Source organism: Dactylosporangium maewongense, from assembly GCF_039531485.1.
Taxonomy (GTDB): Bacteria; Actinomycetota; Actinomycetes; order Mycobacteriales; family Micromonosporaceae; genus Dactylosporangium; species Dactylosporangium maewongense.
Genome location: NZ_BAAAQD010000002.1, coordinates 14,852 through 39,087 on the forward strand (window position 1 = coordinate 14,852; position 24,236 = coordinate 39,087).

At 71.7% G+C, this 24,236-nt stretch carries 22 protein-coding genes; 15 read left to right on the forward strand and 7 right to left on the reverse strand.

Annotated elements, in window-relative coordinates; all coding sequences use genetic code 11:
- The first annotated feature begins 73 nt into the window (after nt 1–73).
- The 8 genes from clpB to ABD332_RS06965 all read left to right on the forward strand — a co-directional run bounded on the left by clpB (nt 74) and on the right by ABD332_RS06965 (nt 8,443).
- Nucleotides 74–2,668, forward strand: coding sequence for an ATP-dependent chaperone ClpB (gene clpB, locus ABD332_RS06930; protein WP_344500794.1), 2,595 nt, complete (start codon nt 74–76; stop codon nt 2,666–2,668).
- An 11-nt stretch (nt 2,669–2,679) separates the two neighbouring features.
- Nucleotides 2,680–3,048: a hypothetical protein gene (locus ABD332_RS06935; RefSeq protein ID WP_344500796.1), complete on the forward strand. Its 369-nt coding sequence runs from the start codon at nt 2,680–2,682 to the stop codon at nt 3,046–3,048.
- A gap of 69 nt (nt 3,049–3,117) precedes the next feature.
- On the forward strand, nt 3,118–3,792 hold the full coding sequence (locus ABD332_RS06940; protein ID WP_344500798.1) for a hypothetical protein: 675 nt from the start codon (nt 3,118–3,120) through the stop codon (nt 3,790–3,792).
- A 107-nt stretch (nt 3,793–3,899) separates the two neighbouring features.
- Nucleotides 3,900–4,694, forward strand: a complete 795-nt coding sequence (locus tag ABD332_RS06945; protein WP_344500800.1) for an SDR family NAD(P)-dependent oxidoreductase — start codon at nt 3,900–3,902, stop codon at nt 4,692–4,694.
- A gap of 340 nt (nt 4,695–5,034) precedes the next feature.
- Entirely contained in the window at nt 5,035–5,574 is a 540-nt protein-coding gene (pyrE, locus tag ABD332_RS06950; protein ID WP_344500802.1) for an orotate phosphoribosyltransferase, read from the forward strand.
- A 63-nt stretch (nt 5,575–5,637) separates the two neighbouring features.
- Nucleotides 5,638–6,018 (forward strand): ArsR/SmtB family transcription factor, encoded by a 381-nt coding sequence (locus ABD332_RS06955; RefSeq protein ID WP_203848243.1) that lies wholly within the window; start codon nt 5,638–5,640, stop codon nt 6,016–6,018.
- A gap of 1 nt (nt 6,019) precedes the next feature.
- Nucleotides 6,020–6,658: a class II aldolase/adducin family protein gene (locus tag ABD332_RS06960; RefSeq protein ID WP_344500806.1), complete on the forward strand. Its 639-nt coding sequence runs from the start codon at nt 6,020–6,022 to the stop codon at nt 6,656–6,658.
- A 138-nt stretch (nt 6,659–6,796) separates the two neighbouring features.
- Nucleotides 6,797–8,443, forward strand: a complete 1,647-nt coding sequence (locus ABD332_RS06965; RefSeq protein WP_344500808.1) for a VWA domain-containing protein — start codon at nt 6,797–6,799, stop codon at nt 8,441–8,443.
- A gap of 2 nt (nt 8,444–8,445) precedes the next feature.
- Here the strand turns inward: ABD332_RS06965 and ABD332_RS06970 are convergent, their stop codons facing one another.
- Genes ABD332_RS06970 through ABD332_RS06980 form a run of 3 tightly spaced genes read right to left on the reverse strand, consistent with a single transcriptional unit; the run spans nt 8,446 to nt 13,074 of the window.
- Nucleotides 8,446–9,183: a DedA family protein gene (locus ABD332_RS06970; protein ID WP_344500810.1), complete on the reverse strand. Its 738-nt coding sequence runs from the start codon at nt 9,181–9,183 to the stop codon at nt 8,446–8,448.
- Nucleotides 9,184–9,208: 25 nt separating this feature from the next.
- Nucleotides 9,209–11,707, reverse strand: a complete 2,499-nt coding sequence (locus tag ABD332_RS06975) for a polynucleotide kinase-phosphatase (protein ID WP_344500812.1) — start codon at nt 11,705–11,707, stop codon at nt 9,209–9,211.
- Nucleotides 11,704–13,074, reverse strand: coding sequence for a 3' terminal RNA ribose 2'-O-methyltransferase Hen1 (locus ABD332_RS06980; protein ID WP_344500814.1), 1,371 nt, complete (start codon nt 13,072–13,074; stop codon nt 11,704–11,706). The genes ABD332_RS06975 and ABD332_RS06980 overlap by 4 nt, the downstream gene beginning before the upstream one ends.
- 65 nt (nt 13,075–13,139) lie before the next feature.
- Here ABD332_RS06980 and amrS point away from each other — a divergent pair, with 65 nt between their 5' ends.
- From amrS to ABD332_RS07005, 5 genes are all read left to right on the forward strand, one after another.
- Entirely contained in the window at nt 13,140–14,204 is a 1,065-nt protein-coding gene (gene amrS, locus ABD332_RS06985) for an AmmeMemoRadiSam system radical SAM enzyme (RefSeq protein ID WP_344500816.1), read from the forward strand.
- Complete coding sequence (gene amrB, locus ABD332_RS06990) at nt 14,201–15,010, forward strand: AmmeMemoRadiSam system protein B (RefSeq protein WP_344500818.1); 810 nt, start codon at nt 14,201–14,203, stop codon at nt 15,008–15,010. Before amrS ends, amrB begins: the two co-directional genes overlap by 4 nt.
- Before the next feature lie 140 nt (nt 15,011–15,150).
- Nucleotides 15,151–16,068, forward strand: coding sequence for a phytanoyl-CoA dioxygenase family protein (locus tag ABD332_RS06995; RefSeq protein WP_344500820.1), 918 nt, complete (start codon nt 15,151–15,153; stop codon nt 16,066–16,068).
- A gap of 56 nt (nt 16,069–16,124) precedes the next feature.
- Complete coding sequence (locus ABD332_RS07000) at nt 16,125–16,637, forward strand: SigE family RNA polymerase sigma factor (protein ID WP_344500822.1); 513 nt, start codon at nt 16,125–16,127, stop codon at nt 16,635–16,637.
- Nucleotides 16,634–17,689 carry an LCP family protein gene (locus ABD332_RS07005; RefSeq protein ID WP_344500824.1) on the forward strand — a complete coding sequence of 352 codons (1,056 nt, stop codon included), beginning with the start codon at nt 16,634–16,636 and terminating at the stop codon, nt 17,687–17,689. The genes ABD332_RS07000 and ABD332_RS07005 overlap by 4 nt, the downstream gene beginning before the upstream one ends.
- Here the strand turns inward: ABD332_RS07005 and ABD332_RS07010 are convergent.
- Nucleotides 17,686–17,904 carry a hypothetical protein gene (locus tag ABD332_RS07010; RefSeq protein WP_344500826.1) on the reverse strand — a complete coding sequence of 73 codons (219 nt, stop codon included), beginning with the start codon at nt 17,902–17,904 and terminating at the stop codon, nt 17,686–17,688. The two genes, ABD332_RS07005 and ABD332_RS07010, sit on opposite strands and share 4 nt — an antisense overlap.
- 203 nt (nt 17,905–18,107) lie before the next feature.
- Between ABD332_RS07010 and fbaA the strand changes: the two genes are divergently transcribed.
- Nucleotides 18,108–19,133: a class II fructose-bisphosphate aldolase gene (fbaA, locus tag ABD332_RS07015; RefSeq protein WP_344500828.1), complete on the forward strand. Its 1,026-nt coding sequence runs from the start codon at nt 18,108–18,110 to the stop codon at nt 19,131–19,133.
- A 590-nt stretch (nt 19,134–19,723) separates the two neighbouring features.
- Here fbaA and ABD332_RS07020 read toward each other — a convergent pair.
- Nucleotides 19,724–20,950 carry an LOG family protein gene (locus tag ABD332_RS07020; RefSeq protein ID WP_344500830.1) on the reverse strand — a complete coding sequence of 409 codons (1,227 nt, stop codon included), beginning with the start codon at nt 20,948–20,950 and terminating at the stop codon, nt 19,724–19,726.
- Between the two features lie 178 nt (nt 20,951–21,128).
- Here ABD332_RS07020 and ABD332_RS07025 point away from each other — a divergent pair, with 178 nt between their 5' ends.
- On the forward strand, nt 21,129–21,545 hold the full coding sequence (locus ABD332_RS07025; RefSeq protein ID WP_344500832.1) for a DUF3151 domain-containing protein: 417 nt from the start codon (nt 21,129–21,131) through the stop codon (nt 21,543–21,545).
- A gap of 4 nt (nt 21,546–21,549) precedes the next feature.
- Here the strand turns inward: ABD332_RS07025 and ABD332_RS07030 are convergent, their stop codons facing one another.
- Together ABD332_RS07030 and ABD332_RS07035 are read right to left on the reverse strand one after the other, a co-directional pair.
- On the reverse strand, nt 21,550–23,205 hold the full coding sequence (locus tag ABD332_RS07030; RefSeq protein ID WP_344500834.1) for a MinD/ParA family ATP-binding protein: 1,656 nt from the start codon (nt 23,203–23,205) through the stop codon (nt 21,550–21,552).
- A 62-nt stretch (nt 23,206–23,267) separates the two neighbouring features.
- A complete protein-coding gene (locus ABD332_RS07035) occupies nt 23,268–24,152 on the reverse strand; it encodes a diacylglycerol/lipid kinase family protein (protein WP_344500836.1) in 885 nt (294 codons plus the stop codon).
- Nucleotides 24,153–24,236 lie beyond the last annotated feature (84 nt).

Here is a 24,236-nt window from a genome sequence, read left to right on the forward strand (position 1 = left end):
GACTTGAGTGGAATAGACTCAACCTCGCGAGCGTCGTACCTGGTGCACAGGTATGGACCGGAACGAGGAGCCGATGAACGCCGAACGCCTGACCACCAAGAGTCGCGAGGTCATCAAGGCCGCCGTTGACGCGGCGAGCCGGCGCGGACACGCGACAGTCGAACCATGGCACCTGTTGCTGGCGCTGCTGGACACGGGCGGCTCGACCACCGCGGGCCTGCTGCGCGCCGTGGGCGCCAACCCCGCCGACATCCGCCGCGCAGCGCTGCACGCCGTGGACCGGCTACCCAGCGCCAAGGGTTCCAGCGTGGTCGAGCCCAATGTCGCCCGCGAGTTCGCCAACGCGATCGCGGCCGCGGAGCAGATCGCCCGCCCGCTCGGCGACGAATACACCTCGACCGAGCACCTGCTGGCCGGCCTGGCCCGGGTCGGCGGCGCGGTCGCCGCCCGCCTCAAGGAGTCCGGGGCCACCGAGGAGACCCTGGTCGCCGCGTTCCCGCAGGTCCGCGGCGGTGACCGGCGCGTCACCACCGCCGACCCGGAGCAGACCTTCCAGGCCCTGGAGAAGTACGGCGTCGACCTGACCCAGGCCGCCCGCGACGGCAAGATCGATCCGGTCATCGGCCGGGACTCCGAGATCCGCCGGGTGATCCAGGTGCTGTCCCGCCGCACCAAGAACAACCCCGTGCTGATCGGCGAGCCGGGCGTCGGCAAGACCGCGATCGTCGAGGGCCTGGCCCAGCGGATCGTGGCCGGCGACGTGCCCGAGTCCCTGCGCGACAAGCGCCTGGTCAGCCTCGACCTGGCGGCCATGGTCGCCGGCGCGCAATACCGTGGCCAGTTCGAGGAGCGCCTCAAGTCCGTCCTGGAGGAGATCAAGGGCTCCGACGGGCAGGTCATCACGTTCCTCGACGAGCTGCACACAATCGTCGGCGCCGGCAAGGGCGAGGGCTCGATGGACGCCGGCAACATGCTGAAGCCGATGCTGGCCCGCGGCGAGCTGCGGATGGTCGGCGCGACCACCCTGGACGAATACCGCGAGCACATCGAGAAGGACCCCGCGCTGGAGCGCCGGTTCCAGCCGGTCGTGGTCGGCGAGCCGTCGATCGAGGACACCATCGGCATCCTGCGCGGGCTCAAGGAGCGCTACGAGGTGCACCACGGCGTGCGGATCACCGATGCGGCCCTGGTCGCGGCGGCCACGCTCTCCGACCGGTACATCAGCGACCGCTTCCTTCCGGACAAGGCGATCGACCTGGTCGACGAGTCCGCGTCGCGGCTGCGCATGGAGATCGACTCCCGGCCCGTCGAGGTGGACGAGGTCGAGCGGACCGTGCGGCGGCTTGAGATCGAGGAGATGGCGCTGGCCAAGGAGCCCGACGCCGCCTCCGCGGAGCGGCTGGAGCGGCTGCGCGCCGAGCTGGCCGACCGCCGCGAACACCTGACCGCGCTGACCGAGCGCTGGCAGAACGAGAAGCAGCACATCTCCGCCGTCTCCTCGATCAAGGAGCAGCTGGAGCAGCTGCGCGGCGAGGCCGACCGGGCCGAGCGCGACCTCGACCTCGCGAAGGCCTCGGAGCTGCGGTATGGGCGGATCCGCGACCTCGAGCAGGAGCTGCGCACCGCGGAGGTCGAGCTCGAGGAGCTGCAGTCCGCCGGCTCGATGCTGAAGGAGGAGGTCTCCGCCGACGACATCGCGGCGGTGGTCGCCTCGTGGACCGGCATTCCCGCCGGCCGGCTGCTGGAGGGCGAGACCGCCAAGCTGCTGCGGATGGAGGAGGCGCTGCGCAGCCGGGTCATCGGCCAGGAGGCCGCGGTGCAGGCCGTCTCCGACGCGGTGCGCCGCGCCCGCGCCGGGATCGCCGACCCCGACCGCCCCACGGGCAGCTTCCTGTTCCTGGGCCCGACCGGCGTCGGCAAGACCGAGCTGGCGAAGGCGCTCGCGGAGTTCCTCTTCGACGAAGAGCGCGCCATCGTCCGCATCGACATGAGCGAGTACGGCGAGAAGCACACGGTCGCTCGGCTCGTCGGCGCGCCGCCCGGATACGTCGGCTATGAGGAGGGCGGCCAGCTCACCGAGGCGGTCCGCCGCCGGCCCTACTCGGTGGTGCTGCTCGACGAGGTCGAGAAGGCGCACCCCGACGTGTTCGACGTGCTGCTGGCGGTGCTCGACGACGGCCGGCTCACCGACGGGCAGGGCCGCACGGTCGACTTCCGCAACGCGATCCTCATCCTGACCTCCAACCTCGGCTCCGAGGTGCTGGCCGACGACCCGACGCTGACCAGGGAGCAGCGGCGCGACGCCGTGATCGCCGCCGTCCGGCAGCACTTCAAGCCGGAGTTCGTCAACCGGCTCGACGACATGGTCGTGTTCGACGCCCTGTCGCCCGCCGACCTGCGCGAGATCGTCGACATCCAGCTGCGGGCGCTCGGCCGGCGGCTGGCCGACCGGCGGCTGACCCTGGACGTCACCGACGCGGCGCGTGACTGGCTCGCCAGTCTGGGGTATGACTCGGTGTATGGCGCCCGCCCGCTGCGGCGCCTGGTCCAGACGTCCATCGGCGACCAGCTCGCCAAGGCGCTGCTGGCCGGCACGATCCGCGACGGCGACCGCGTCGTGGTGGACCTGGCGGACGACAAGAAGGCGCTCGCAGTCAGCGCCGGATAAGGACGAGGGCGATGCTGTGGAAGAGGAAGGGCGCGTTCGACGATGAGCTGAGCCAGCTCGCCGCCGCCGACACGCTGGCGTTCGGCGGGGTCGGCTTCGCCGGCACGCTCACGCCCGCCACCAAGGCCTATTTCGCGGTCGGGGAGGGTCTCCACCGGCACGGTGCCGAGCTGCGGCCCAAGCTGGAGGCGCTCCTCGACCACGCCACGCCCGCCGGCCGGGTGTACGCGGCGGAGCTGCTGACCCGCATCGACCCGGCGGCCGGCAGGGCCGCGTGGCAGCGCCTGGCGGGGCAGGACGCCGCGGTCAGCACGTTCACCGGCTGCATGATGGGCAGCACCACGCTGGCCCAGTATGCGCAAGATCGCCTCAACAGCTGAGCCTATAACCTGCGCCTGCAGCCCGACATCGATACGGTTGATCCTCAAGGTTTCCTGGGAGGAGATCCGATGGCATTCGCCGACCCAGCGTCTGGGCCGCGAGCCCGACCGTCCACCGTCAACCTGGCCGTCTACCTGCTCTACGCGGCGGCCGGGATCGAACTTATCAATATCATCATCTCGCTCGTCTATGCCGGTGCGCTCGCCGACGGCGCCAAGAAGGCCGTCGCCGGCACGTCGCAGGAGGGCGCCGGGTTCGGCGCCGGTGCCAACGGTGCCGTCACGCTGATCTTCGGCATTCTGATCATCGTCCTGCTGGTCCTGCTCGCCGTCTTCGTCGGCAAGGGCAAGCAGGTCGCCCGCATCCTCACGTGGGTGCTCGGCGGCCTCGCGGCGTGCTGCTCGCTCGGTGGGTTCGCCTTCTCGCTCGCCGGGGAGAGCCTCTGGGAGCAGGCGCGCAAGAACGACCCGAAGCTGCCGACCTGGGACAAGTACAACGAGCTGCTCTACTCCGAGGTGCCGGGCTGGTTCCAGCCGGTGACCACGGTGCTCGGCGTGCTGCTGATCCTGGCGATCCTGGCGGTCATCGTGCTGCTGGCGCTGCCGGCGTCGCACCCGTACTTCCGCAAGGTCGAGGCGCAGTGGGAGCCGCCGGCGCCCGGCACGCCCGGCGACTCCGGCTATCCGGGTGGCTACCCGCCGCCCGCCGACGGCCCGCCGCACCAGCCGCCACCGGCTCCGTAAGGCCGCACCGCCCTCTGTAAGGGCGACACCGCCGAAGCGGCTCAGCAAACACTCGAAGGCCCCGGGATACCGGGGCCTTCGGCGTGCCCGGGACTAGATTGGCGCGCATGACCCAACGGCCAGTCGCCCTCATCACCGGCGCCACCGCGGGCATCGGTGCCGCGTTCGCTCGCGAGCTCGCCAAGACCCACGACCTCGTGCTGGTGGCCCGGGACAAGGCCCGCCTCGAGGCCGTGGCGGCCGAGACGGTGGCGGCCGGGGCGGGCGGCGCCGAGGTGCTGCCGGCGGACCTGTCGACGCCCGAGGGCTGCGACCTGGTCGCGGCCCGGATCACCGCCGCGGACCGGCCCGTGGACCTGCTGGTCAACAACGCCGGGATGAGCCTCAACACGCCGTTCCCGCGCTCCAGCGTGGAGCGGGAGGAGCTGCTGCTGCGGCTCAACGTCCACGCGGTCATGCGGCTGACGCTCGCCGCATTGCCCGGGATGACCGCCCGCGGCCGGGGCGACATCATCAACGTCTCCTCGGTGTCCGGGTTCGCCGCGATGATGCCCGGCTCCACGTACCCGGCGACCAAGGCCTGGGTCACCAACTTCAGCGAGTCGACCGGCCAGCTGGTGCGGGCCGGAGGGGTCCGCGTGATGGCGCTGTGCCCCGGGTTCACCCGCACCGAGTTTCACCAGCGGGCCGGCATCGACGCGGGCAAGACGCCGCCGTGGCTGTGGCTGGACGCCGGCAGCGTGGTCCGCGACGCCCTGCGCGACCTGGGGAAGGGCAAGCTCGTCAGCGTGCCCAGCTGGAAGTACAAGATGGTCGTCTTCGGGGTGCGGCACGCCCCGCAGGCGTTGATGCGGCGTGTCGCCCGCGGCACGAGGAGCCGCATCGGCCGCGATGATCATTGAGTGGGGCCAGCATCGAGCATGATTGACGTCACGATGCCGCCGAACGGTCGGACTTGTGCGGCGAAGGGCTGAGTCCCTGGGACAAGGCCACTCCAGAAGTGGTGTTCGCGCAGGTCAGGGCCGATGTGACGGGGTCCGGCGAGGGGTACGAACCGGTGAAACCAACGCGAATCTCCCTCACGTGCGGTTCGTTGACCCCTGTCACCGTCACCCCTCGCGTCACTCGTGGTGATCGCTGCGATCACCTTCGTATTCCTCCTTGTCCACTTGACGGCCCTATATTTCTGCGAGAGTGCGGGTCATCGATTCGCCGAGCAGATTTAGCGCGTACGCTTCGGTCATGACCGACCGTGACGACCTGCTGAAACTCGTGCTCGACCTGGCTGTGGTCCGAGGCAAGGTGACGCTGTCGTCGGGACAAGTAGCTGACTGGTACGTGGACCTTCGTCGCTTGACGCTGCACCATGCTGGTGCGCCGCTCGTCGGCCGGGTGCTGCTCGATCTGGTCGCCGACTGGGATTTCGACGCTGTGGGAGGGCTGACCCTCGGCGCTGATCCGGTGGCCACCGCGATGCTGCATGCGGCTGCCGCGCGGGGGACGGGACGCGAGCTCGATGCGTTCGTCGTCCGGAAGAGTGACAAGGCTCACGGTCTGCAGCGCCGGGTCGAGGGACCCGACGTGGCGGGCCGGCGGGTGCTGGCGGTCGAGGACACCTCCACGACTGGGGGAAGCGTCCTCACTGCAGTAGAGGCGTTGCGCGAGGCCGGCGCGGAAGTTGTCGGTGTCGCGGTTATCGTCGACCGTGGGGCGGAAAAGGCGGTCCGCGCCGCGGGGCTGAGCTATCGCTCAGCATTTTCGTTGGCCGACCTCGGCCAATAGGGCTGAAAAATTGTCGATTCGGACCTGCGTATATGCAGGCGGGTCGATGGTGTTGGTGGAAGGATGGAATACGTGGGAACTGCGCTGGCTGAGATGACCCTGCCCCAGATCTCGCCACTTGCTGGCGAGCCGATTGACCGCGCCGATGCCGAGCGTCTTGCCGGCGTCCTGAAGGCACTTGCCGACCCTGCCCGACTCCGGCTCCTGAGCCTGATCCAGTCGGCACCGGACGGCGAGGCGTGTGTGTGTGACCTGACGGCCCCGCTCGGGCTCTCGCAGCCTACGGTGAGCCACCACCTGCGAATCCTGACCGAGGCCGGTCTCCTGGAGCGCGAGAAGCGGGGTGTCTGGGCGTTCTACCGCCTGGTGCCCGCCGCTATCGGCACCATCGCCGACCTTCTGACGCCGCCGCGCAAGCGCGCGACCAAGAAGGCACCTCGGTAGGTTGCTCCAGCGGCCCGGCGACCTGCGCGACCAGCTTGCCCTCCTGGGGCGGGCGGTCGTGCGGTCAGGGCTTGTCGTGGGCTCGGGCGGCAACCTGTCCGCCCGGGCGCCCGGCTCCGACGAATGCTGGGTGACGGCTGCCGGCACCTGGCTCGACGGACTGTCGCCAGACTCGTTTGTTCGGGTCCGAATCAGCGATGGCGCGGCGCTTGACAAAGATGCCGCGCCATCATCTGAGCTTGGGCTCCACCTGGCGACCTACCGCGTCCGACCCGACGCGAACGTGATCGTGCACCTCCACCCGCAGACGGTGCTGCTGCTCGACGCGATCGGCGAGCCGATCCGGCTCGTCACCACCGACCATGCCTTCTACCTGCGGCAGGTCGTGACCACCCCGTTCAGCCCGCCCGGCGATCCCCGGGTCGGTGAGCTGGCCGCGGCCGCGTGCGCGGGTGGCGTCAACTGCGTGATCCTCTCCCATCACGGCTGCTCCGTGATCGCCGACTCGGTCGAGCTGGCCCACAAGCGCGCCCTCTATCTGGAGGAAGCCGCGCTGCTGACTTACCGAGCGTTAACCCTGGGTCGCACCCCGCAGCCGGTGCCGACCGACTGGCTGAACCTTCCCTCAGCAACCGCCTGACCTGCGCCTACACTGCTCCGATCGCGTCGACGCGAGCGGAGCACGCGGCAACGCGCGAAGACACGCGGAGACGCGAGCAGAGGCACGCGAAGACCCGTCCAGGGACGCGAGCAGGCGGCGAAGGGCACGGTGAGGCACGTGGCGCGAGGGAAAGCACCGTTGGCGATCGCCGGGATCGTGGCGCTGATCGGCGTCACCGTGGTCGCCGTCCGAGCGGTGGCCGGCGGCTCCGGCGAATGCGACGGCGGGATCAGGCTCGTCGTCGCCGCGGCGCCCGACATCGCGCCCGCGGTCCGCGACGCGGCGGCCCGCTGGAGCGCCACGAAACCCGAGGTCGGCGGCGACTGCGTCCAGGTGCAGGTGCGCGCCGCCGAGCCGGCCGACGTCGCCGGCCAGCTCGCCGCCCGGGCCGGCGGCGCGATCAACGTCGCCGCCACCGCGGTCCCTTCCCCTGCCGACGCCGACGTGCCGACCGTGTGGATCCCCGACTCGACCGCGTGGCTGGTGCGGATGCAGGCGGTCAGCCGCGAGGCGTTCGAGCCCGACGCCCAGTCCGTCGCCACCAGCCCGGTCGCCCTCGCCGTGCCCGATCCGCTCGCCGCCACGCTCGATGCCACCGGCGGCACCGCGGGCGCCCCCCAGGTCGCGGCGCTGCTCGCGAAGGTCGCCAACAAGCAGGTCCAGCTCGCCGCCGTCGACCCGCGCCGCAGCACCGCCGGCCTCGCCGGGGCCGGCCTGCTCTACGACTCGATCCTCACCGACCCCAAGCGACTGGTCGACGTGGTCAAGGCGTACCGGTCGATCGCCGTCGCCGCCGACCAGACCGCTCTGGACAAGAGCACGGGCCCGGCCCAGGTGGCGCCGATGAGCGAGCAGGCCGTCATCGCCCACAACGCGGGCGGACCGGTCATGCCGCTCACCGCCCTGACCGTGGATCCGGCGGTGACGCTCGACTACCCGTACGCCATGATCAACGGCAAACCGAGAGCCAACCTCGAGGCGGCGGGCCGCTTCCGGGCCGCGCTGACGGCGGAGGGCAACCGCGACCTCTTCGCCAGGCTCGGCTTCCGCGCCGCCGACGGCTCGACCAGCGCCGGCTTCCCCGCCGGCCGCGGCGCCGCCACCGCTCCGGTCACGGTGAAGGCGCTCACCGAGGAACGGAAGATCACCGACGTCCTCGGGTACTGGAACGCCACGACCGCCCCGTCGCGCGTCCTCACGCTGGTCGACACGACGTCGTCGATGAACCGGCCGATGGCCGGCGCCGGCTCCCCGTCGCGCCTGCAGGTGCTGCGCAAGACGGCCACCGACGGGCTCGCCCTCTTCACCGACGACAGCGAGCTGGGCCTGTGGGCCTATGCCTCCGGCCATCAGGAGGTCGTGCCGCTCAACCCGCTCAGCCAGGGGCAGCGGGCCAGGCTGAGCACCGCCGTCGCCGGCGCCAAGGCCACCACCGCCGACGTCTGCGGGCTCTACGAGACGGTCCTGGCGGCGTACAAGGCGCTGAAGGAGGGCTACAAGGAGGGCCGCTCCAACACCGTCGTCGTCTTCACCGACGGCACCAACTCCAAGCCGGGGATGAGCCTGGAGACGCTGAAACTGGAGCTGGAACGGGCGACGGACCCGACCCGTCCAGTACGCGTGGTGCTACTGGGGGTCGGGCCCGACGTCAAGCAGCAGGAGCTGGCGGAGATCGCCGCGGCCACCGGCGGCCGGTCGTTCGTCGTCACCGACCCCGAGCAGATCGGCAACATCTTCCTGCAGGCGCTGATCAGGACCAGCTAGTGCTACTCCGCGGCGCGGTGGGCGCCGGCGCGGCCTTCTTCGACGGGGACCGCGGGGGTGCGGCGGCGCTCCCGCCAGCCGCGGAAGATCTCGATGAAGATCGGCAGGGCCGAGATCAGCACGATCAGCAGCACCGCCGGCAGCAGGTACTTGTCGATCTGGCCGTCCGGAATCGCGTCGTTGATCTGCTTCGCGAGGCCCCAGCCGACGAGCAGGATGCCGTCGGTCCACAGGATGCCGCCGATCACGTTCCACAGGAAGAACTGCCGGGCCGGCATGCCGATCGTGCCGGCGACCGGGTTGAGGAACGTCCGGACGATCGGGATGAACCGGGCGAGCACCACGGCCTTCGCCGGGCCGAACTTCACGAAGTAGTGCTCGGCCTTCTCGACGTACTCCTTCTTGAACAGCCGCGAGTTGGGTCGGTCGAACATCCTGCGGCCATACTTGGCACCGAGGAAGTGGCCCAGCTGGGCGCCGGCGATCGCGCACAGCGGCGCGCCGATGAGCAGCTGGGTCAGGCTCAGCCTGGTGCCCAGCAGCTCCTCGGCGACCGATGACGCGCCGACGCCGGCCAAAAACAGCAGTGAGTCTCCGGGGAAGAAGAAGCCCACGAGGAGGCCCGTCTCCACGAACATGATGATCCAGACGCCGATCACGCCGAAGGTGTTGAGCAGGCCCTTCGCGTCGAGCGGGTTGAAGGCGAGCAGCTCGCTGAAAGCGCGAGTCTTTTCTTCCATGGCGCACCAGCGTACGTGAGCCCGGCTACAAACGGGGATCGACCGGCTCGCTTTCACAGGCCAGCAGGGCAAACACCAGCTGGTGCACAGCTCGCGCGGAGCCTCCGGCCGCCAGCAGGTCCAGCGCCGCGAGCCCCAGGCCCTGCTCCCGCAGCGCCAGGTTGCGCTTGCGCTGCAGCCCCCGGGCCCGCAACTGGTCGAGCCGCGTCAGGTAGTCGGGGCCGTAGATGATCCGCAGGTACTCCCGGCCGCGGCACTTCAGCGCCGGCTGGACCCGCGGTCCCGCGTCGATGGCAGGCTTGAGCACCATGCCCTCGCCGCCCGCCGCGGTCAGCTCCAGCCACCAGTCGGTCGCCGCCGCGACGTCCGCGGGCGACGCCGGGTCGACCACCAGCCGCCGGGTCGGGGCGAACAGGTCGTCCGCCGCCACGAGCCGGTCCACCATCGCCAGGTGCCACTCGTGGTCCTGGCGCAGGTACGACGCGCCCTCCCCGGCCAGCACGTGGAACGGCGCCAGCCGGAGCCCGTCGAGGCCGTCCGTCGGCCAGCAGTACTGGCGGTACACCTCCGTGAACGCCGCCATCGACGCCACCCGGCCGGTGAAACGGGCCTGCAACGACGCCACGTCGATGCCCCGCCCGGCGGCCGCGGTCAGGGCCGCGACGGCGGCGGGCAGCGCGGCACCGGCCGCCGCGGCGACGCTCGCGTACTGCTCGCGGATCAGCGGCTCGGCCTTCGCCGACCACGGCAGCACCTCGGCGTCCAGCAGCAGCCAGTCGGTGCCGAGCTCGTCGAAGAGCCCCATGGCAGCGGTCCTGACCCGGTCCAAGATCGCTGATTCCAGCGCCGGGTCCCCGAAGAACGGCCGCCCCGTCCGTGTGTAGATCACCCCGCCGCCGGCGATGCCGAAGCGCCGAAGGCCCGCGGATGGGGTGCGGCACACGACGAGGACCGCCCGCGAGCCCATGTGCTTCTCCTCGCACACGACCCGCGGCACGCCCGCCTTGGCGTAGTCGGCCAGGGCCTCCACCGGGTGCTCCAGGTAGCCCTCGACCGCCGACGTCGACGCGGGCGCCATCGTCGGCGGCAGCCGCACCAGCCAGCGCGGGTCGACCGCGAAGCGGCTCATGACCTCCAGGGCCGCCGCGGCGTTCTCGGCCGCCACCGTCACCCGCCCCCCGGGCGTCTCCAGGGTGCGCCGTCCGGTCACGTCGGCGATGTCCAGTCCGCGCTCCTCCGGCACCGGCGCGACCAGCGGCCGCACCGGCTCGTAGTGCGTGCGGACGGCCGGCACCGAGACCAGCTCCCGGGACGGGTACCGCAGCGCGGTCAGCGCGCCACCGAAGACGCAGCCGGTGTCGACACAGATCGTGTTGTTGACCCACTCGGCGGCCGGGACGGGCGTGTGGCCGTAGACGACGGTCGCCGCGCCCTGGTACTCCTGCGCCCACGGGTAGCGGACCGGCAGCCCGTACTCGTCGGTCTCGCCGGTCGTGTCGCCGTACAGCGCGAACGCCCGCACCCGCCCCGACGCCCGCCCGTGGTAGGCCTCCTTGAGCCCGGCGTGCGCGACCACCAGCCGCCCGCCGTCGAGCACGTAGTGGCTGATGAGCCCGTCGAGGAAGGCGGGCAGCACGGCGTCGAGCTCGGCGTCGGTCTCGAGCTGGTCGAGGGTCTCCTGCAGCCCGTGCGTCCGCTTGACGTTGGCGCCCCGCAGAGCCCGCAGCAGCTTCGCCTCGTGGTTGCCCGACACGCACAGCGCGTGCCCGGCCGCGACCATGCCCATGACCAGCCGTAGGACACCGGGGGAGTCGGGACCGCGGTCGACGAGGTCGCCGACGAACACCGCCGTGCGCCCGTCCGGGTGCCGCGCGTCCGCGGGCCGCCCGGCGGCGTCACGGACCAGGACGTAGCCGAGCCGGTCGAGCAGCAGCTCCAGCTCCTCCCGGCAGCCGTGCACGTCGCCGATGATGTCGAACGGGCCGGTCAGCTCCTTCTTGTCGTTGAAGAGCTTCTCGTACGCCACGACCGCCGACTCCACCTCGGCCACGTCACGCAGGACGTGCACCTGGCGGAAGCCCTCCCGCCCGAGGTGCTTCAGCGAGCGGCGCAGGTCGCGGTGCTGCCGCGACAGCACGGGCCGGCCGAAGTCCCGGTCGGGGCGCAGCTCGGTGCGCGCCCAGCACTCGCTCTCCGGCACGTCCAGGACGATCGCGACGGGCAGCACGTCGTGCGCCCGGGCCAGGTCGACCAGTGCCTTCCGCGCGTGCGCCTGCACGTTGGTCGCGTCGACGACGGTGAGCCGGCCGGCCCGCAGCCGCTTGCCGGCGATGTAGTGCAGCGCGTCGAACGCCTCCGCGGACGCGGACTGGTCGTTCTCGTCGTCGGCGACCAGCGCCCGGAACGCGTCGGACGACAGCACCTGCGTCGGCGCGAACTGCCGCCGCGCGAACGTCGACTTGCCGGAGCCGGAGATGCCGACCAGTGCCACCAGGCACAGCTCGGGGATCGTCACCGTGGTCACTTCTTGAACACCGCCATCTGGGTGGACGTGCCGACTTCAAGGTCTTCCTCGCCGATGCCGTGGCGCGTCACGGTGTACCCGTAGCGGGCCGCGACGTCGTCGCACCACGCGCCGAACTGCGCCCTGTCCCACTCGAACCGGTGGTCGTGGTGGCGCATCCGGCCGTGCTCCAGGCCGGGGTACCGGACGTTGTACTCGACGTTGGGGGTGGTGACGACGACCGTGCGCGGGGCCGCGTGCCCGAAGACGCCGGCCGCGAGCGCCGGCAGCCGCGGCGGGTCGACGTGCTCGACGACCTCCATGAGGACCGCCGCGTCGTAGCCGCGCAGCCGGTCGTCGCGGTAGGTCAGGGCCGTCTGCAGCAGCCGGATCCGCGCCCGCTGCCGGTCGGGGAGGCGGTCCAGGCGCAGCCGGCGGGCGGCCATCTCCAGCGACACGGTCGACACGTCGGCACCGACGATCTCGGTGAACCGCCGGTCCCGGATCAGCTCGCCGAGCAGCGCGCCGGGGCCGCAGCCGAGGTCCAGCACCCGGCTCGCGCCGGCCTCGGCCAGCTGCCGGACGACCGCGGCCCGGCGCAGCGCCGCCAGCGACTCGGGCCGGGGAGCCCGTTCGATCACGGAGTCGGCGTCGGGTTCCACGTCCGACAGCCGGGACAGCGCCTCGTTGGTCAGCGACGTGCGGTGCGCGAGGTACCGGCGGGCGATCACGCCCTTCGCCGGGTGCTCCGCCAGCCACCCGGTCCCCGCCCGGATCAGCTTCTCGACCTCGTCGGAGGAGACCCAGTAGTGCTTGGCGTCGTCGAGCACCGGCAGCAGCACGTACACGTGGTTGAGCGTGTCCGCGAGCCGCATCGTGCCGCGCAGCGTCAGGTCGACGTACCGGCTGGGCCCCCACTCCGGGTGCGCGGCGTCCAGCGGGATCGGCGCCGCCTCGACGGTCCAGCCGAGCGGCTCGAAGAACGTCGCCGCGTCACCCTTGCAGCGCAGCGCCGGGATCCGCAGCTCGAGGGGGATCGGGGTGGCGGCGAGCTCGGGCCGGTCCCGTGAGTCGCCGCGCAGCGCGGTGCGCAGCACCCGGCCGAGCGCCACCGCCAGCAGGCTCGACGCGGCGTAGGGCCGGTCGTTGACGTGCTGGCGCAGCGTGAACGTGTCGGGCCCCTTCCCGGGCCCTTTCGCACCGCGCGCCGCCGCCGGATCCGCGTCCAGCAGCAGGGCGGCCGTGCACCGGTCCTCACCCGCCTCCGGATAGAAGACGTGCGCCGTGCCGCCGCTGACCTCGAACGACTGCAACCTGCCGGGATGCTTCACGAGCAGGTAGCCGAGGTCGGTCGCGGGCCGGTGGGTGGTGGTGATGGTCAGCAGCACCACGCCATGGTCCCGCCGTGATTATCGGTGGGTCAGGCGGTTTTCCCGGGCGTACAGTCGGGCTTATGGCGACGGTGCCGACCGTGCACTGGCACCGGTTGGCTGACGGCCGGGTGCAGTGCGACGTCTGCCCGAGAGCGTGCCGGCTCCATGAGGGCCAGCGCGGATTCTGCTTTGTCCGGCAGTGCTCAGGTGACGAGATCGTCCTCACCACCTATGGCCGTTCGTCCGGTTTCTGCGTCGACCCGATCGAGAAGAAGCCGCTCAACCACTTCCTGCCGGGCTCGCCGGTGCTGTCCTTCGGCACCGCGGGCTGCAACCTCGGCTGCCGCTTCTGCCAGAACTGGGACATCTCCAAGAGCCGCGAGATCGACACCCTCGCCGCCTCCGCCGACCCTTCGGAGCTCGCCGCGGCCGCTGTACGGCTGGGCTGCCGGTCGATCGCGTTCACCTACAACGATCCGGTGATCTTCATGGAGTACGCGATGGACGTCGCCGACGCCTGTCGCGAGGCCGGGATCAAGGCGGTCGCGGTGTCCGCCGGCTACATGAACCCGGCGCCGCGGGAGGAGTTCTACCGGCACATCGACGCGGCCAACATCGACCTGAAGGGGTTCACCGAGCGGTTCTACGAGAAGGTGACCTTCGCCCGCCTCGACGCGGTGCTGTCCACATTGGAGTACCTGCGCGGCACCGACGTGTGGTTCGAGATCACGACGCTGCTCATCCCGGGGCAGAACGACGGCGACGACGAGCTGCGCCGCGAGTGCGACTGGCTGCTGGAGCACCTCGGCACCGACGTGCCGCTGCACTTCACCGCGTTCCACCCCGACTTCAAGATGCGCGACATCCCGCACACGCCACCGGAGACGCTGCGCCGGGCCCGCCGCATCGCGCTCGACGCCGGCCTGCGGTTCGTCTACACCGGCAACGTCCACGACCCCGACGGCCAGACCACGCACTGCCCGGGCTGCGACCGGCCGGTCGTCGTCCGCGACTGGTACGACCTGCGCGCCTACCACCTGACCGACGACGGCCTCTGCGTCCACTGCGGACATCGGCTGCCCGGCGTCTACGACGGCCCGGCCGGGACCTGGGGCCAGCGCCGCCTGCCAGTAGTTTTGTCATGACGCGCCCGGCGGCAGTCGCTGGCACGTTCTACCCGGCCGATCCGGTGGAGCTCGCGACCCTGATCGACGCGATGCTCGACGCCGCGGCCCCGGCACAGACGGTGGTCACTACCACGGCCGTCGATGGGCTGGTGGCCTACATCGTGCCGCACGCGGGCTACCAGTTCTCCGGCCCGACCGCCGCCCACGTCTACCGCGAGCTGCGCGACCGCCCGGCGCCCTTCGAGCGGGCCGTCGTCCTCGGGCCCGCCCATCACGTGCCGCTGCGGGGTGCCGCCGTGTCCACCGCCACCGCGTGGGCGACCCCCCTCGGCGAGATCGCGATCGACACGGACGGCGCCCGGCTGCTGGTCGACCGCAGGCTCGCCGTCGCCGACGACCGCCCGCACGCCCCTGAGCACTCGATCGAGGTGCAGGTGCCGCTGCTGCTTCGCGTACACCTGCCGAAACTGCTGCCAGTGCTCATCGGGCCCGACGATCCGGACGCGGTCGCCGCGCTGCTCGACGCCGTCGCCGGACCGGGCACGGTGGTGCTGTGCAGCACCGACCTGTCGCACTACCTGACCGAGGAGGAGGCCCGGCGGCGCGACGCGGCCACCGCGGCGGCCATCGACGACCTGGCGCCGGAGCGGATCGGCGCGGGCGACGCCTGCGGCCGGCACGCGCTGCGCGGCCTGCTCACCTGGGGCCGGCGGCACGCGCTGCGCGTGGACCGGCTCGCGCTCGCCACGTCCGCGGACACCGGCGGGCCGAAGGACCGGGTCGTCGGCTACCCGGCGGTGCGCCTGTCCCACGCGCCTTACTAGGTAGACGTCGCGGACGGGTTCATCCGTTGCACGCGAAATGTCCAGAAATTGCCGCACGAACGGGCGACCACGGTCGTGGAGCCCGTGCCCGTCTGGTGCGGTGAGGGCGCCTGCGGACGGCGCCGGAACTGGAGACGGGGATGTCAGCGATAGCGGCAGCGCCGGACAACGGCACCGCGACCTGGACGCCGATGACCCGCGAGCAGCGCGAGCAGTTCGACGCGGACGGTTACCTCGTGATCAAGGGCGTGCTGAGCCCGGACGAGGTGCGCCATTACGCGTCGGTGCTGGAGACCGCGCACCAGCAGCACCCCCGCGCCGCGGACGGCTCGTTGCACCTGCTCAGCCCGGTCACCCACCACCCCGACCTGGTCGACCTGATCGACCACCCGGCGACGTTCCCGCTGGTCTGGTCGATCCTCGGGTGGAACGTGCACATCTACCACTCGCATCTTGACGTACACCCGCCGCTGGCGGCGCCGAAGCCCGACTGGTGGCACTGGCACCAGGACGGCGGCCGGCAGAACCGCGAGCTGGAGACCGACCCGCGCCCCCGGCTGTCGGTGAAGCTCGCCTACTGGCTGTCCGACGTGTCGGAGACCGGCCGCGGCAATCTGACCCTGATCCCGGGCAGCCACCGGACCAACTGGCTGCCCGGCCCGCCGACCCGCGACGTGCCGTGGCCGACGCCGGACGGTGCGCGGCAGGTCGCGGTCGACGCCGGTGACGTCGTGTTCTTCGACCGGCGGATCTGGCACGCGCGGTCGGACAACCTCTCCGACATCACGCGCAAGTGCGTGTTCCTCGGTTACACGTACCGGTGGATCGCCATCCGCGACGACGTCACCGGCCTGCCGCAGCGCCCCTGGTGGTCGGGCCTGAACCCGGTCCAGCAGCAGCTGCTCGGCGGCGTCGGGAACACCGGCGGCGGGCACGGCCACGACAACGGCACCGACGGCGACCACCACTGGGGCCACTACCCGCAGACCACGCCGCTCTACGAGGCGCTGCGCGACCGCGGGCTGTTGGACCCCGGTTACCCTCCGCTGATTCCCTGACATTCGCAACAGATCCTCCCCTTGACCCGTCATAGGGTCAGGGGGAGGGGGTCGGGTTGACGTTCGAGGAGTTCGTGGAGGCGCGGCTGCAGGCGCTGCTGCGCTACGCGGTCATGCTCACCGGCGATCCGCACACCGCGCAGGACCTCGTGCAGGAGACGATGATCCGGGCGCAGCTGAAGTGGCGCCGGATCGCCGCCGCCAGCGTGCCTGAGCACTACGTCAAGCGCATGCTCACGAATGCCTATATCGACCTGCACCGCGGCTCGTGGCTGCGCCGGGTGGTGCTGCGGGCGGAGCTGCCCTCCGAGGCGGCCAACCGTGATCTCGTGGTGGCCGATCACGCCGGGGCGTCCGCCGACCGCGACCAGATGTGGATCTGGCTCGCCCGGCTGCCCCGGCGGCAGCGGGCCGCGCTCGTGCTGCGGTACTACGAGAGCCTCAGCGACGTGGAGATCGCCGAGGTCCTCGGCTGCGCGATCGGCACCGTCCGCTCGCTGATCTCCAGGGCGCTCGCGACGCTGCGCACCGAGGTCGTGCCGGAGCTGATCGGCGGCGACGTCCGATGAACGACGCCGTGACCTCGTCCCTCACCGACGCCCTCACCGACGCCTTCGCCCGGCACGAGGACGACGTGCCGGACGCCATGGCGCTGCGCCCGGCGATCGCCGCCGGTGCCAGCAAGCGCCGCGCGCGTCGCCGCCGCCGCTGGGCGGTCTCCTCCGGCGCGCTGGTGCTGGCGCTCGCCGCGTCCCTGGTCTTCACCCTGCGCGACCCGTCGCCGCCCGCGCCCCAGGTCGAGTCGCTGGTGGACGCGGGCACTCCCGACATCAGCAACTTCCTGCTGCTGGGCACCGACCGGCGGCCGCAGTCGGCGGGCGACACAGTGCGCGCCGACGCGATCCTCCTGTTACACGTCGACCCGGACACCCGCACCGTCTACCAGCTGTCCATCCCGCGCGACCTGGTCGTGGACGTGCCCAACTTCGGCCGCCAGCAGGCCAACAACGCGTACGTCTTCGGCGGTTACGAGCTGACCGCCCGCATCCTCGGCGACCTGCTCGGGGTCGGGATCGCCGGTGGCGCGGTCGTCGACTTCGACGGCATGCAGCGGGTCACGGACGCCGTCGGCGGTGTCGACCTCTGCGTCGACCAGCGGACCGTCTCCATCCACCTCGGCGTCGACGACGCCACGGGCCGCGCCGCGCCGCTCCATCCTGGCATGCGCCCCGTCGTGTACGAGCCGGGCTGCCGCCACTTCGCCGGATGGGAGGCGCTGGACTTCGTCCGGCAGCGCCAGTCGCTCACGAACGGTGGCGACGACCGCGACACGCACCTGCGGCAGCTCCTCTCCGCGCTCGCCCGGAAGCTCGGCGACCCGGTGAAGCTGGCCAAGGCGATGCCGGTCGCGGGCGGCGCCCTCGACCTGCACCTCGGCGACATGTCACTGCCGACGCTGGCCGGCATGCTGGCCCGCTACGACGCCGCGCACGTGCCGGGCCTGAAGCTGCCGCTCAGGGCGGACCGCACGATCGTGCCGGGCGGCGACGGCCTGTTCGCCGCGCTGCGCAACGGCACCGTGCCGGAGTGGGCCGCCGCGCATCCGCAGTTCGTGTCCTAGCGGTATTCGTCGTCCTGGCCGGCGTCGCGGTCCTGTTCGACGGCGTCGTACTCGTTCGCGTCCCAGGGGTGCGCGCTCTTGAACACCGTCCCGCGCTCCGTCGGGTCGGCGGGGAGTGCCTGCTCGGCGGCGTCGGCGGGCGATGCCTCCGGGTCGCGCACATCGGGGTCGAGCCGGTCGTCGACGGTCAACAGATCTTCATCGGGCTGAGCCATGTGTCCTCCCTCAGGTTTCTCCAACCGTACGACCGAATCGGCGGTAACGCGGCCTAGCCGGGCAATTCACCTTGTCCCCACCCTCCCGCCGTACATGAGCCAATGCCACTGCGAGATACTCCGTTGCAGGACAGCGCGGTCCTCGACGAGCCGCGCACGCCCGGCTCCAACACCGCACGATCCAACAGCCAAGGAGCGCCGTCATGCCCATCGCCTCTCCCGATGTCTACGCCGAGATGCTCGACCGCGCCAAGGCAGGCGCGTTCGCCTACCCGGCGATCAACGTGTCGTCGTCGCAGACGCTGAACGCGGCGCTGCGCGGCTTCGCCGATGCGGAGAGTGACGGCATCATCCAGGTCTCCACCGGCGGTGCCGAGTACCTCTCCGGCCCGACGGTCAAGGACATGGTCACCGGCTCGGTCGCCTTCGCCGCGTTCGCCCGCGAGGTCGCGAAGAAGTACTCGATCAACGTGGCGCTGCACACCGACCACTGCCCGAAGAACAACCTCGACAAGTTCGTCCGGCCGCTGCTCGCCATCTCGGCCGAGCGCGTCGCCAAGGGCGAGGAGCCGCTGTTCCAGTCCCACATGTGGGACGGCTCGGCGGTGCCCCTGACCGAGAACCTGCAGATCGCCGAGGAGCTGCTGGCGCTGACCGCCGCGGCCAAGGTCGTCCTGGAGATCGAGGTCGGCGTCGTCGGCGGCGAGGAGGACGGTGTCGTCGGCGCGATCGACGAGAAGCTCTACACCACCGTCGAGGACGGCTTGGCCATGGTCGACGCCCTCGGCCTCGGCGAGAAGGGCCGCTACATGGCCGCCCTGACCTTCGGCAACGTCCACGGCGTCTACAAGCCGGGCAACGTGAAGCTCAAGCCCGAGATCCTCAAGACCATCCAGGACGCGGTCGGCGCCAAGTTCGGCAAGGACAAGCCGCTCTCCCTGGTCTTCCACGGCGGCTCGGGCTCGCTGCTCGAGGAGATCCGCGAGGCCCTCGACTACGGCGTCGTGAAGATGAACATCGACACCGACACGCAGTACGCCTTCACCCGCCCGGTCGCCGCCCACATGTTCACCAACTACGACGGCGTCCTGAAGGTCGACGGCGAGGTCGGCAACAAGAAGGCCTACGACCCGCGCGCCTGGGGCAAGGTCGCCGAGGCCGGCCTGGCCGCCCGCGTCGTCGAGGCCTGCGAGCACCTCCGCTCGACCGGCACCACGCTGTCCAAGTAGTTCTTCCGCGGTTCCCGAGGCCCGGCGCCCTCCATCGTGAGGACGCCGGGCCTTCGCGTGCGCCCCACCCGCACAGACGTTGGTCAATGCCAGCCTTTGCACCCTTTGCGCCATAGACGCTGCGCGATCCACCCCCAATTCAGAGATCATCTTGTACGTGGATCGCGCAACCTCGATGCCGAAAAGCCACATTCCTGGGCATTGACCAATGTCTGTGCCTGTCGGAGTCGCGGAAGCGAGGTGGGGCTGGACAGTGTTTCAAGGGACTACAGGCGGTCATGATCTGACCCGTGGTCCGTCGCTTTCGGCGAGGATGTGGTCCGGGCGCAGGCGGGCCCGGCCGGGTCCGTGCCGGGCGACCCTGATCGTGCCCATCACGTTGGTGAACCGGGTGCAGTCGTTGACATTGCCACCGGTTTTTCAGACGTTGGTCAATGCCCCGAGATGCCCCTTTCGACCTGCTGGCGATGCCTGTGCCGGGCCGGGTTGAGCCGGGGTGGCCGTCCGTACGCGGCAGGCGGCAGTGGCTCCGGATCGCCTGCTCGCGATCCGTCAGGTCGAGACGCTGCTGGGTGGCGAAAGCTGCCGGATTATGAGGTGGCGGTCAGGATCTCGGCGGCCTCGGCGACGTCGTCGGTGATGTGGAGCAGGTGGCGCAGGTCGCCGACGGGGGACGCGGCCAGCAGGGGCTCCAGCAGGCTGCGGACCGGCAGACGCTCGGTCCAGTGCTTGCCGTCGAGGAAGACGAACGGGCCGCTCACGCCGTCAGTGGCGTAGAACGTCTTCGTCGCGGCCTGGAAGATCTCCTGCACCGTGCCGGCCATGCCGGGGGCGAAGACGATGCCGCCGCGGGACAGGCGCAGGATGGTGTCCTCGCGGATCGCGTTGGAGAAGTACTTCGCGATCTTGGCGGCGAAGAGGTTGGCGGGCTCGTGGCCGTAGAGCCACGTCGGGATCGCCAGGCCGCCGCGGCGGGCCCAGGTCACCGGGTCGACGGCCACCTGGTCGGCGGGCTCGACCGAGTCGGGCGTCGGCGGGACCGGTCGCGCATACGCCGCTCGTACGTCCAGCGCCGCCCTCGTGAAGGGGTCGTGGTCGTGGAAGTCGGGCGCCGCGGACAGGCGGTCGATCGCGTCGGCGAGCGCGCTCAGCGGCTGGTCGGCGAGGAACGCGCCCAGGTTGGCGGCCTCCATCACGCCCGGGCCGCCGCCGGTGACCACCAGCCGGTCCGCGCCGGCGAGACGCCAGGCCAGCTCGGCGGCGTTGCGGTAGTCGGAAGCGCCGCGCGGGACGGCGTGGCCGCCCATGATGCCGATCGCGGCGGCGGGGCCGCGCGCGCCGATCCAGCCGGCGGTGACGTTGGCCAGCGCGTTGTCGATCCCGGAGTCGTGCATCCGCTGCGCGATCGCCTCGCGGATCTCCGGCGTCGCGCCGCCGGTCGCCCGGAAGTGCTCGTAGACCAGCGTGTCGAACATGCCGTCGAACCCGTCGGAGGCGAACCCGGCGGCGAGGTCGTCCGGCACGTACAGCTGCGAGGGGTGCGTCGGGTAGGGCAGCCCGGCGAACTCGGGCACCACCACCGCCCGCCGCCGCAGCAGGTCGACGACGGCCTCGGTGGCCGCGAAGCGGCAGCCGACGAAGAGCGTGTCCTGCACGTCGACGCCGGAGAGGTCCACGGCGGCGAGGTCGAGACCCTGGACGACCTTCGTGGCGAGCGAGCCGTTGTCCAGATGGAACAGCAGCTCCTCCGGCGACTCGATCTCGTCGGGCGAGTGGTCGTGCAGCGCGACCACGTCTGGCGGGGGCGGAGTGGGCACGACGCCATCTTGCCAGGTGGTGCAAAGGGCGATGGCCCGACCGTCGAGATCGGGCCACCGCGTAACCGGGTCCTGGGGAGGCTCCGGACCTCCCTTTCTAGTACTCGCCCGAACCGGGCACACCCCCCGCTCGCGGGACGCAGCCTCCACCGTTCAGCCAACCTGGTTGAATGGCTGGATGCAGAACCTGCTGCCCCAGCCTTCACCGACGCTGCTTCCCGACGAGCCTGAGGCCGCCGCGCAGCTCGCCGCCGCCGCCGGTTCCGAGAAGGACGTCAAGGACGTCGCAGCGGCCCACCCGGCGTTCAGCGCCGCCTGGGCCGAGCTCGCCGAGCTCGCCCTCGCCGACGGCGAGCCGGTCACCGCCTATGCCTACGCCCGCACCGGCTACCACCGCGGCCTCGACCAGCTGCGCCGCAGCGGCTGGCGCGGCGCCGGCCCCGTGCCGTGGTCGCACGAGCCCAACCGGGGCTTCCTGCGCGCGCTGAACGCGCTCGGCCTCGCCGCCGGGTCGATCGGCGAGGCCGACGAGGCGGAGCGCTGCGCGAAGTTCCTCGATGACAGCGACCCGGCGGCCACGGCCGCCCTGCGGTAACCCGTCACAGCCCTTCGGAGATGGCCGCGGCGACCTTCAACCAGGCGTCGCGGCTCGCCGAGGTCAGCCCCCCGTAGCGGATCGGCTCTCCCGAGTCGATGAAGCGTTCGTACGGCGCGAGCAGCACCGTCCTGGTCCGCGCCGCGAAGTGGCGGGTGATCGCCGGGATGTCGAGGTGCCGGCGGCTCGGCGGCATCGACACGACGGTCACCGCCTGCCGGACCAGCCGCTGCCGGCCGTGCTGCTCCAGGTGGTCGAGCATCCTCGACGCCGTCTCGGCCGAGTCGTTGCGGGCCGACATCGTGACCACCAGCTGGTCGGTGGCGTCGATCGCGGCCTGCCAGTTCTCCGCGCGGACGTTGTTGCCGGTGTCCACCACGATCAGTTTGTAGAACCGGCTGACCACGTCGCGGATCTCGCCGAACGACTGCGCCGTGAGCATCTCGCCGGCGGTCGCGGACTCGTCGCTGGCGAGCACGTCGAACATGCCCTCGCCCTGCGCCCTGACGTACTGCGACAGGTCGCCGACCCGGCCCTGCGCGCCCTGGAAGTGGTCCAGGTCGCGGAGCAGGTCACGGACGGTCCTGTTGTGGAAGTCCTGCTGCGCCCGCATGCCGAGCGTGCCCTGGGTCTCGTTGTTGTCCCAGGCCAGCACGTACCCGCCGCGCTTCTGCCCGAACGTCATCGCCAGCAGCAGCACCGCGACCGTCTTGCCGGCGCCACCTTTCGGGTTGACCACGGTCACCTGCCGCAGCCCGCCGAAGTTGCGCCGGACGAGGTCGACGTCGCGCCGGAACTCCAGCTCCCGCCGTCCGGGGCTGAGCGACAGCACGCCGAGCGTGCCCTTGGACACCGCCCCGCGCACCCCGCGGGCCGCGACCGGGTCGGCGGGCCGCGCCTGCCTGCGCCGCGCGAACTCGTCCGCCGTCGGCGTGCTCCCGTCCGACCAGCTCGCGGGCGGCGGCGCCTCACTCGGCGGCCGGTGCGCCACCGACGGCGCCGGGTGACCGGGCGGCACCTGATGGGCCGCAGGCCCTTGGTGTGGCGGCGGCGGCTGATGTACGGGCGGCGCCGGCGGCTGATCCGTCGGGGGAGCTTGATACGCGGGCGGCGCCGGCGGCTGATCGGTGGGGGGCGCCTGGTAGGTGGGCGGCGGCTGATACGTGGCGGGCGCCCGGTAGGTGGGCGGTGCGGGCGGTGGCGGCGCCGCCCGCGGGTGGGACAGGACCGGGGGCCGCGGCACCGGCACGCCGTTGACCGGCACCGCGCCGTTGCCAGGTGGCGCGCCGCCGCCCGGCATGGAGACCGCTCCCGCGCCCGAGACCGGGATCCCACCGGCCCCGGAGACCGGGATCGCGCCCGCGCCCGAGACCGGCACATGCGGGACCGGCTGCCCGTGCTGAATCTCACTGCCGCGGTCGTCGGCGTCCGGTGCGGGCTCGAGCCACGGCCCCGGATCGCCGGCGTCGACGTCACCCCGCTCGCTCGCCTGCGTCAACCGCGTCCGGGTCGGCGGCTGTGACCAGGGCGACCCGACGTGCTCCGGCTCCTCCTGCGGAGCGTCGTCCTCCTGCGGAGCGCCGCCGGCTTCCCGGCCGGCGTGAGCTTCGGTGCGCCGGCCCGAGACGAACTCGTCGGGCGGCCAGAGTGCGTCGTTCACAGCTGTTCCCCTCCCGCGCTCCCCCACCGTATGCGAGTCGGCACCGTATGCGAAGGAGACGCTTAGGGGACGTACACGGCCCAGGCCGCGCGCTCCATCCACCACGAGCGCTTCCGCGTGAGGGTGCCCTCGGCGCCGTCGTCGACGAAGGGGATCTCGGTGCGGGGGGTGATGGCGACCGCCCGGCCGTGCGCGCGGCGGACCTCGATCTCGACGCGGGGCCGGCGGAAGAGCGACCGGGACGCCCGCGGCACCGCCACCGCCACGTCCAGGACGCCGTCGTCCACGGAGGGCGAGAGGACCAGCGGGAGGCCGTCGACCGTCGCATACCGCGAAGCGTTGGCCACCACCGACATGAGCACGGGCTCGGTGCCGTCGGCGAGGACGGCGTCGTCGACCTCGACCCGGGCGAGGAACGTGCTGGCCGAGCCGCTCGCGTCGACCCCGCCGACCAGGACGCCGTCGAGGGTGACCCCGCCGCCGTCGTTGCGCAGCAGGTCCAGGCGGCGGGTGTTGCCCCCGAGGACGGCGGCGGCCACGTCGGCGGGGTTGCGGGGCAGGCCGAGGCGGGTCACGAGGTCCGTGGAGTCGGGGCCGAGCGGCAGGATGCCGACCGGCGGCAGGTCCGGCAGCGTCCGGTCGTCGGGGATGGCCTCCTCCGACAGTGCCCGCTTGCTGGGTGCCGGGGCGTACATCCGGACCAGCCGCCGCATGACCGCGCGGAGCTGGCCGTCGGCGGCGGTCGCCACGACGAGCCGCACGTCCGGCAGGGCCTTCAGCGCCGCGTCGATCTCCGCGTCGGTGTGTGCGACGACCGTCTCGACCTGGGCGCTTGCTGTGCGCAGCGCGTCGCGGCAGGCAAGAATAGGAGTACGCGTGCCGCACGCGCCGCCATCGCAGCCGCAGGAGCTGCCTTCGCCCAGCGCGAGCACCACCACGTCGACCACCGTTGTCAACCTGCCTTTCACGCGGTTGTTAGCCTGGCACCCCGGGCGACCCGCTGGGGCGCCCGACCCTTTGGAGAGGGCAAC

What these genes read in the sequence shown, in the direction of transcription:
- pyrE (WP_344500802.1), top strand. Translation starts at nt 5,035, where the DNA reads ATGACCGACCGTGACGACCTGCTGAAACTCGTGCTCGACCTGGCTGTG.
- clpB (WP_344500794.1), top strand. Translation starts at nt 74, where the DNA reads ATGAACGCCGAACGCCTGACCACCAAGAGTCGCGAGGTCATCAAGGCC.
- ABD332_RS07005 (WP_344500824.1), top strand. Translation starts at nt 16,634, where the DNA reads ATGAACGACGCCGTGACCTCGTCCCTCACCGACGCCCTCACCGACGCC.
- fbaA (WP_344500828.1), top strand. Translation starts at nt 18,108, where the DNA reads ATGCCCATCGCCTCTCCCGATGTCTACGCCGAGATGCTCGACCGCGCC.
- ABD332_RS06995 (WP_344500820.1), top strand. Translation starts at nt 15,151, where the DNA reads ATGTCAGCGATAGCGGCAGCGCCGGACAACGGCACCGCGACCTGGACG.
- ABD332_RS07010 (WP_344500826.1), bottom strand. Translation starts at nt 17,904, where the DNA reads ATGGCTCAGCCCGATGAAGATCTGTTGACCGTCGACGACCGGCTCGAC.
- ABD332_RS07025 (WP_344500832.1), top strand. Translation starts at nt 21,129, where the DNA reads ATGCAGAACCTGCTGCCCCAGCCTTCACCGACGCTGCTTCCCGACGAG.
- ABD332_RS06970 (WP_344500810.1), bottom strand. Translation starts at nt 9,183, where the DNA reads ATGGAAGAAAAGACTCGCGCTTTCAGCGAGCTGCTCGCCTTCAACCCG.
- ABD332_RS06935 (WP_344500796.1), top strand. Translation starts at nt 2,680, where the DNA reads ATGCTGTGGAAGAGGAAGGGCGCGTTCGACGATGAGCTGAGCCAGCTC.
- ABD332_RS06955 (WP_203848243.1), top strand. Translation starts at nt 5,638, where the DNA reads ATGGAATACGTGGGAACTGCGCTGGCTGAGATGACCCTGCCCCAGATC.
- ABD332_RS06940 (WP_344500798.1), top strand. Translation starts at nt 3,118, where the DNA reads ATGGCATTCGCCGACCCAGCGTCTGGGCCGCGAGCCCGACCGTCCACC.
- amrS (WP_344500816.1), top strand. Translation starts at nt 13,140, where the DNA reads ATGGCGACGGTGCCGACCGTGCACTGGCACCGGTTGGCTGACGGCCGG.
- ABD332_RS06945 (WP_344500800.1), top strand. Translation starts at nt 3,900, where the DNA reads ATGACCCAACGGCCAGTCGCCCTCATCACCGGCGCCACCGCGGGCATC.
- amrB (WP_344500818.1), top strand. Translation starts at nt 14,201, where the DNA reads ATGACGCGCCCGGCGGCAGTCGCTGGCACGTTCTACCCGGCCGATCCG.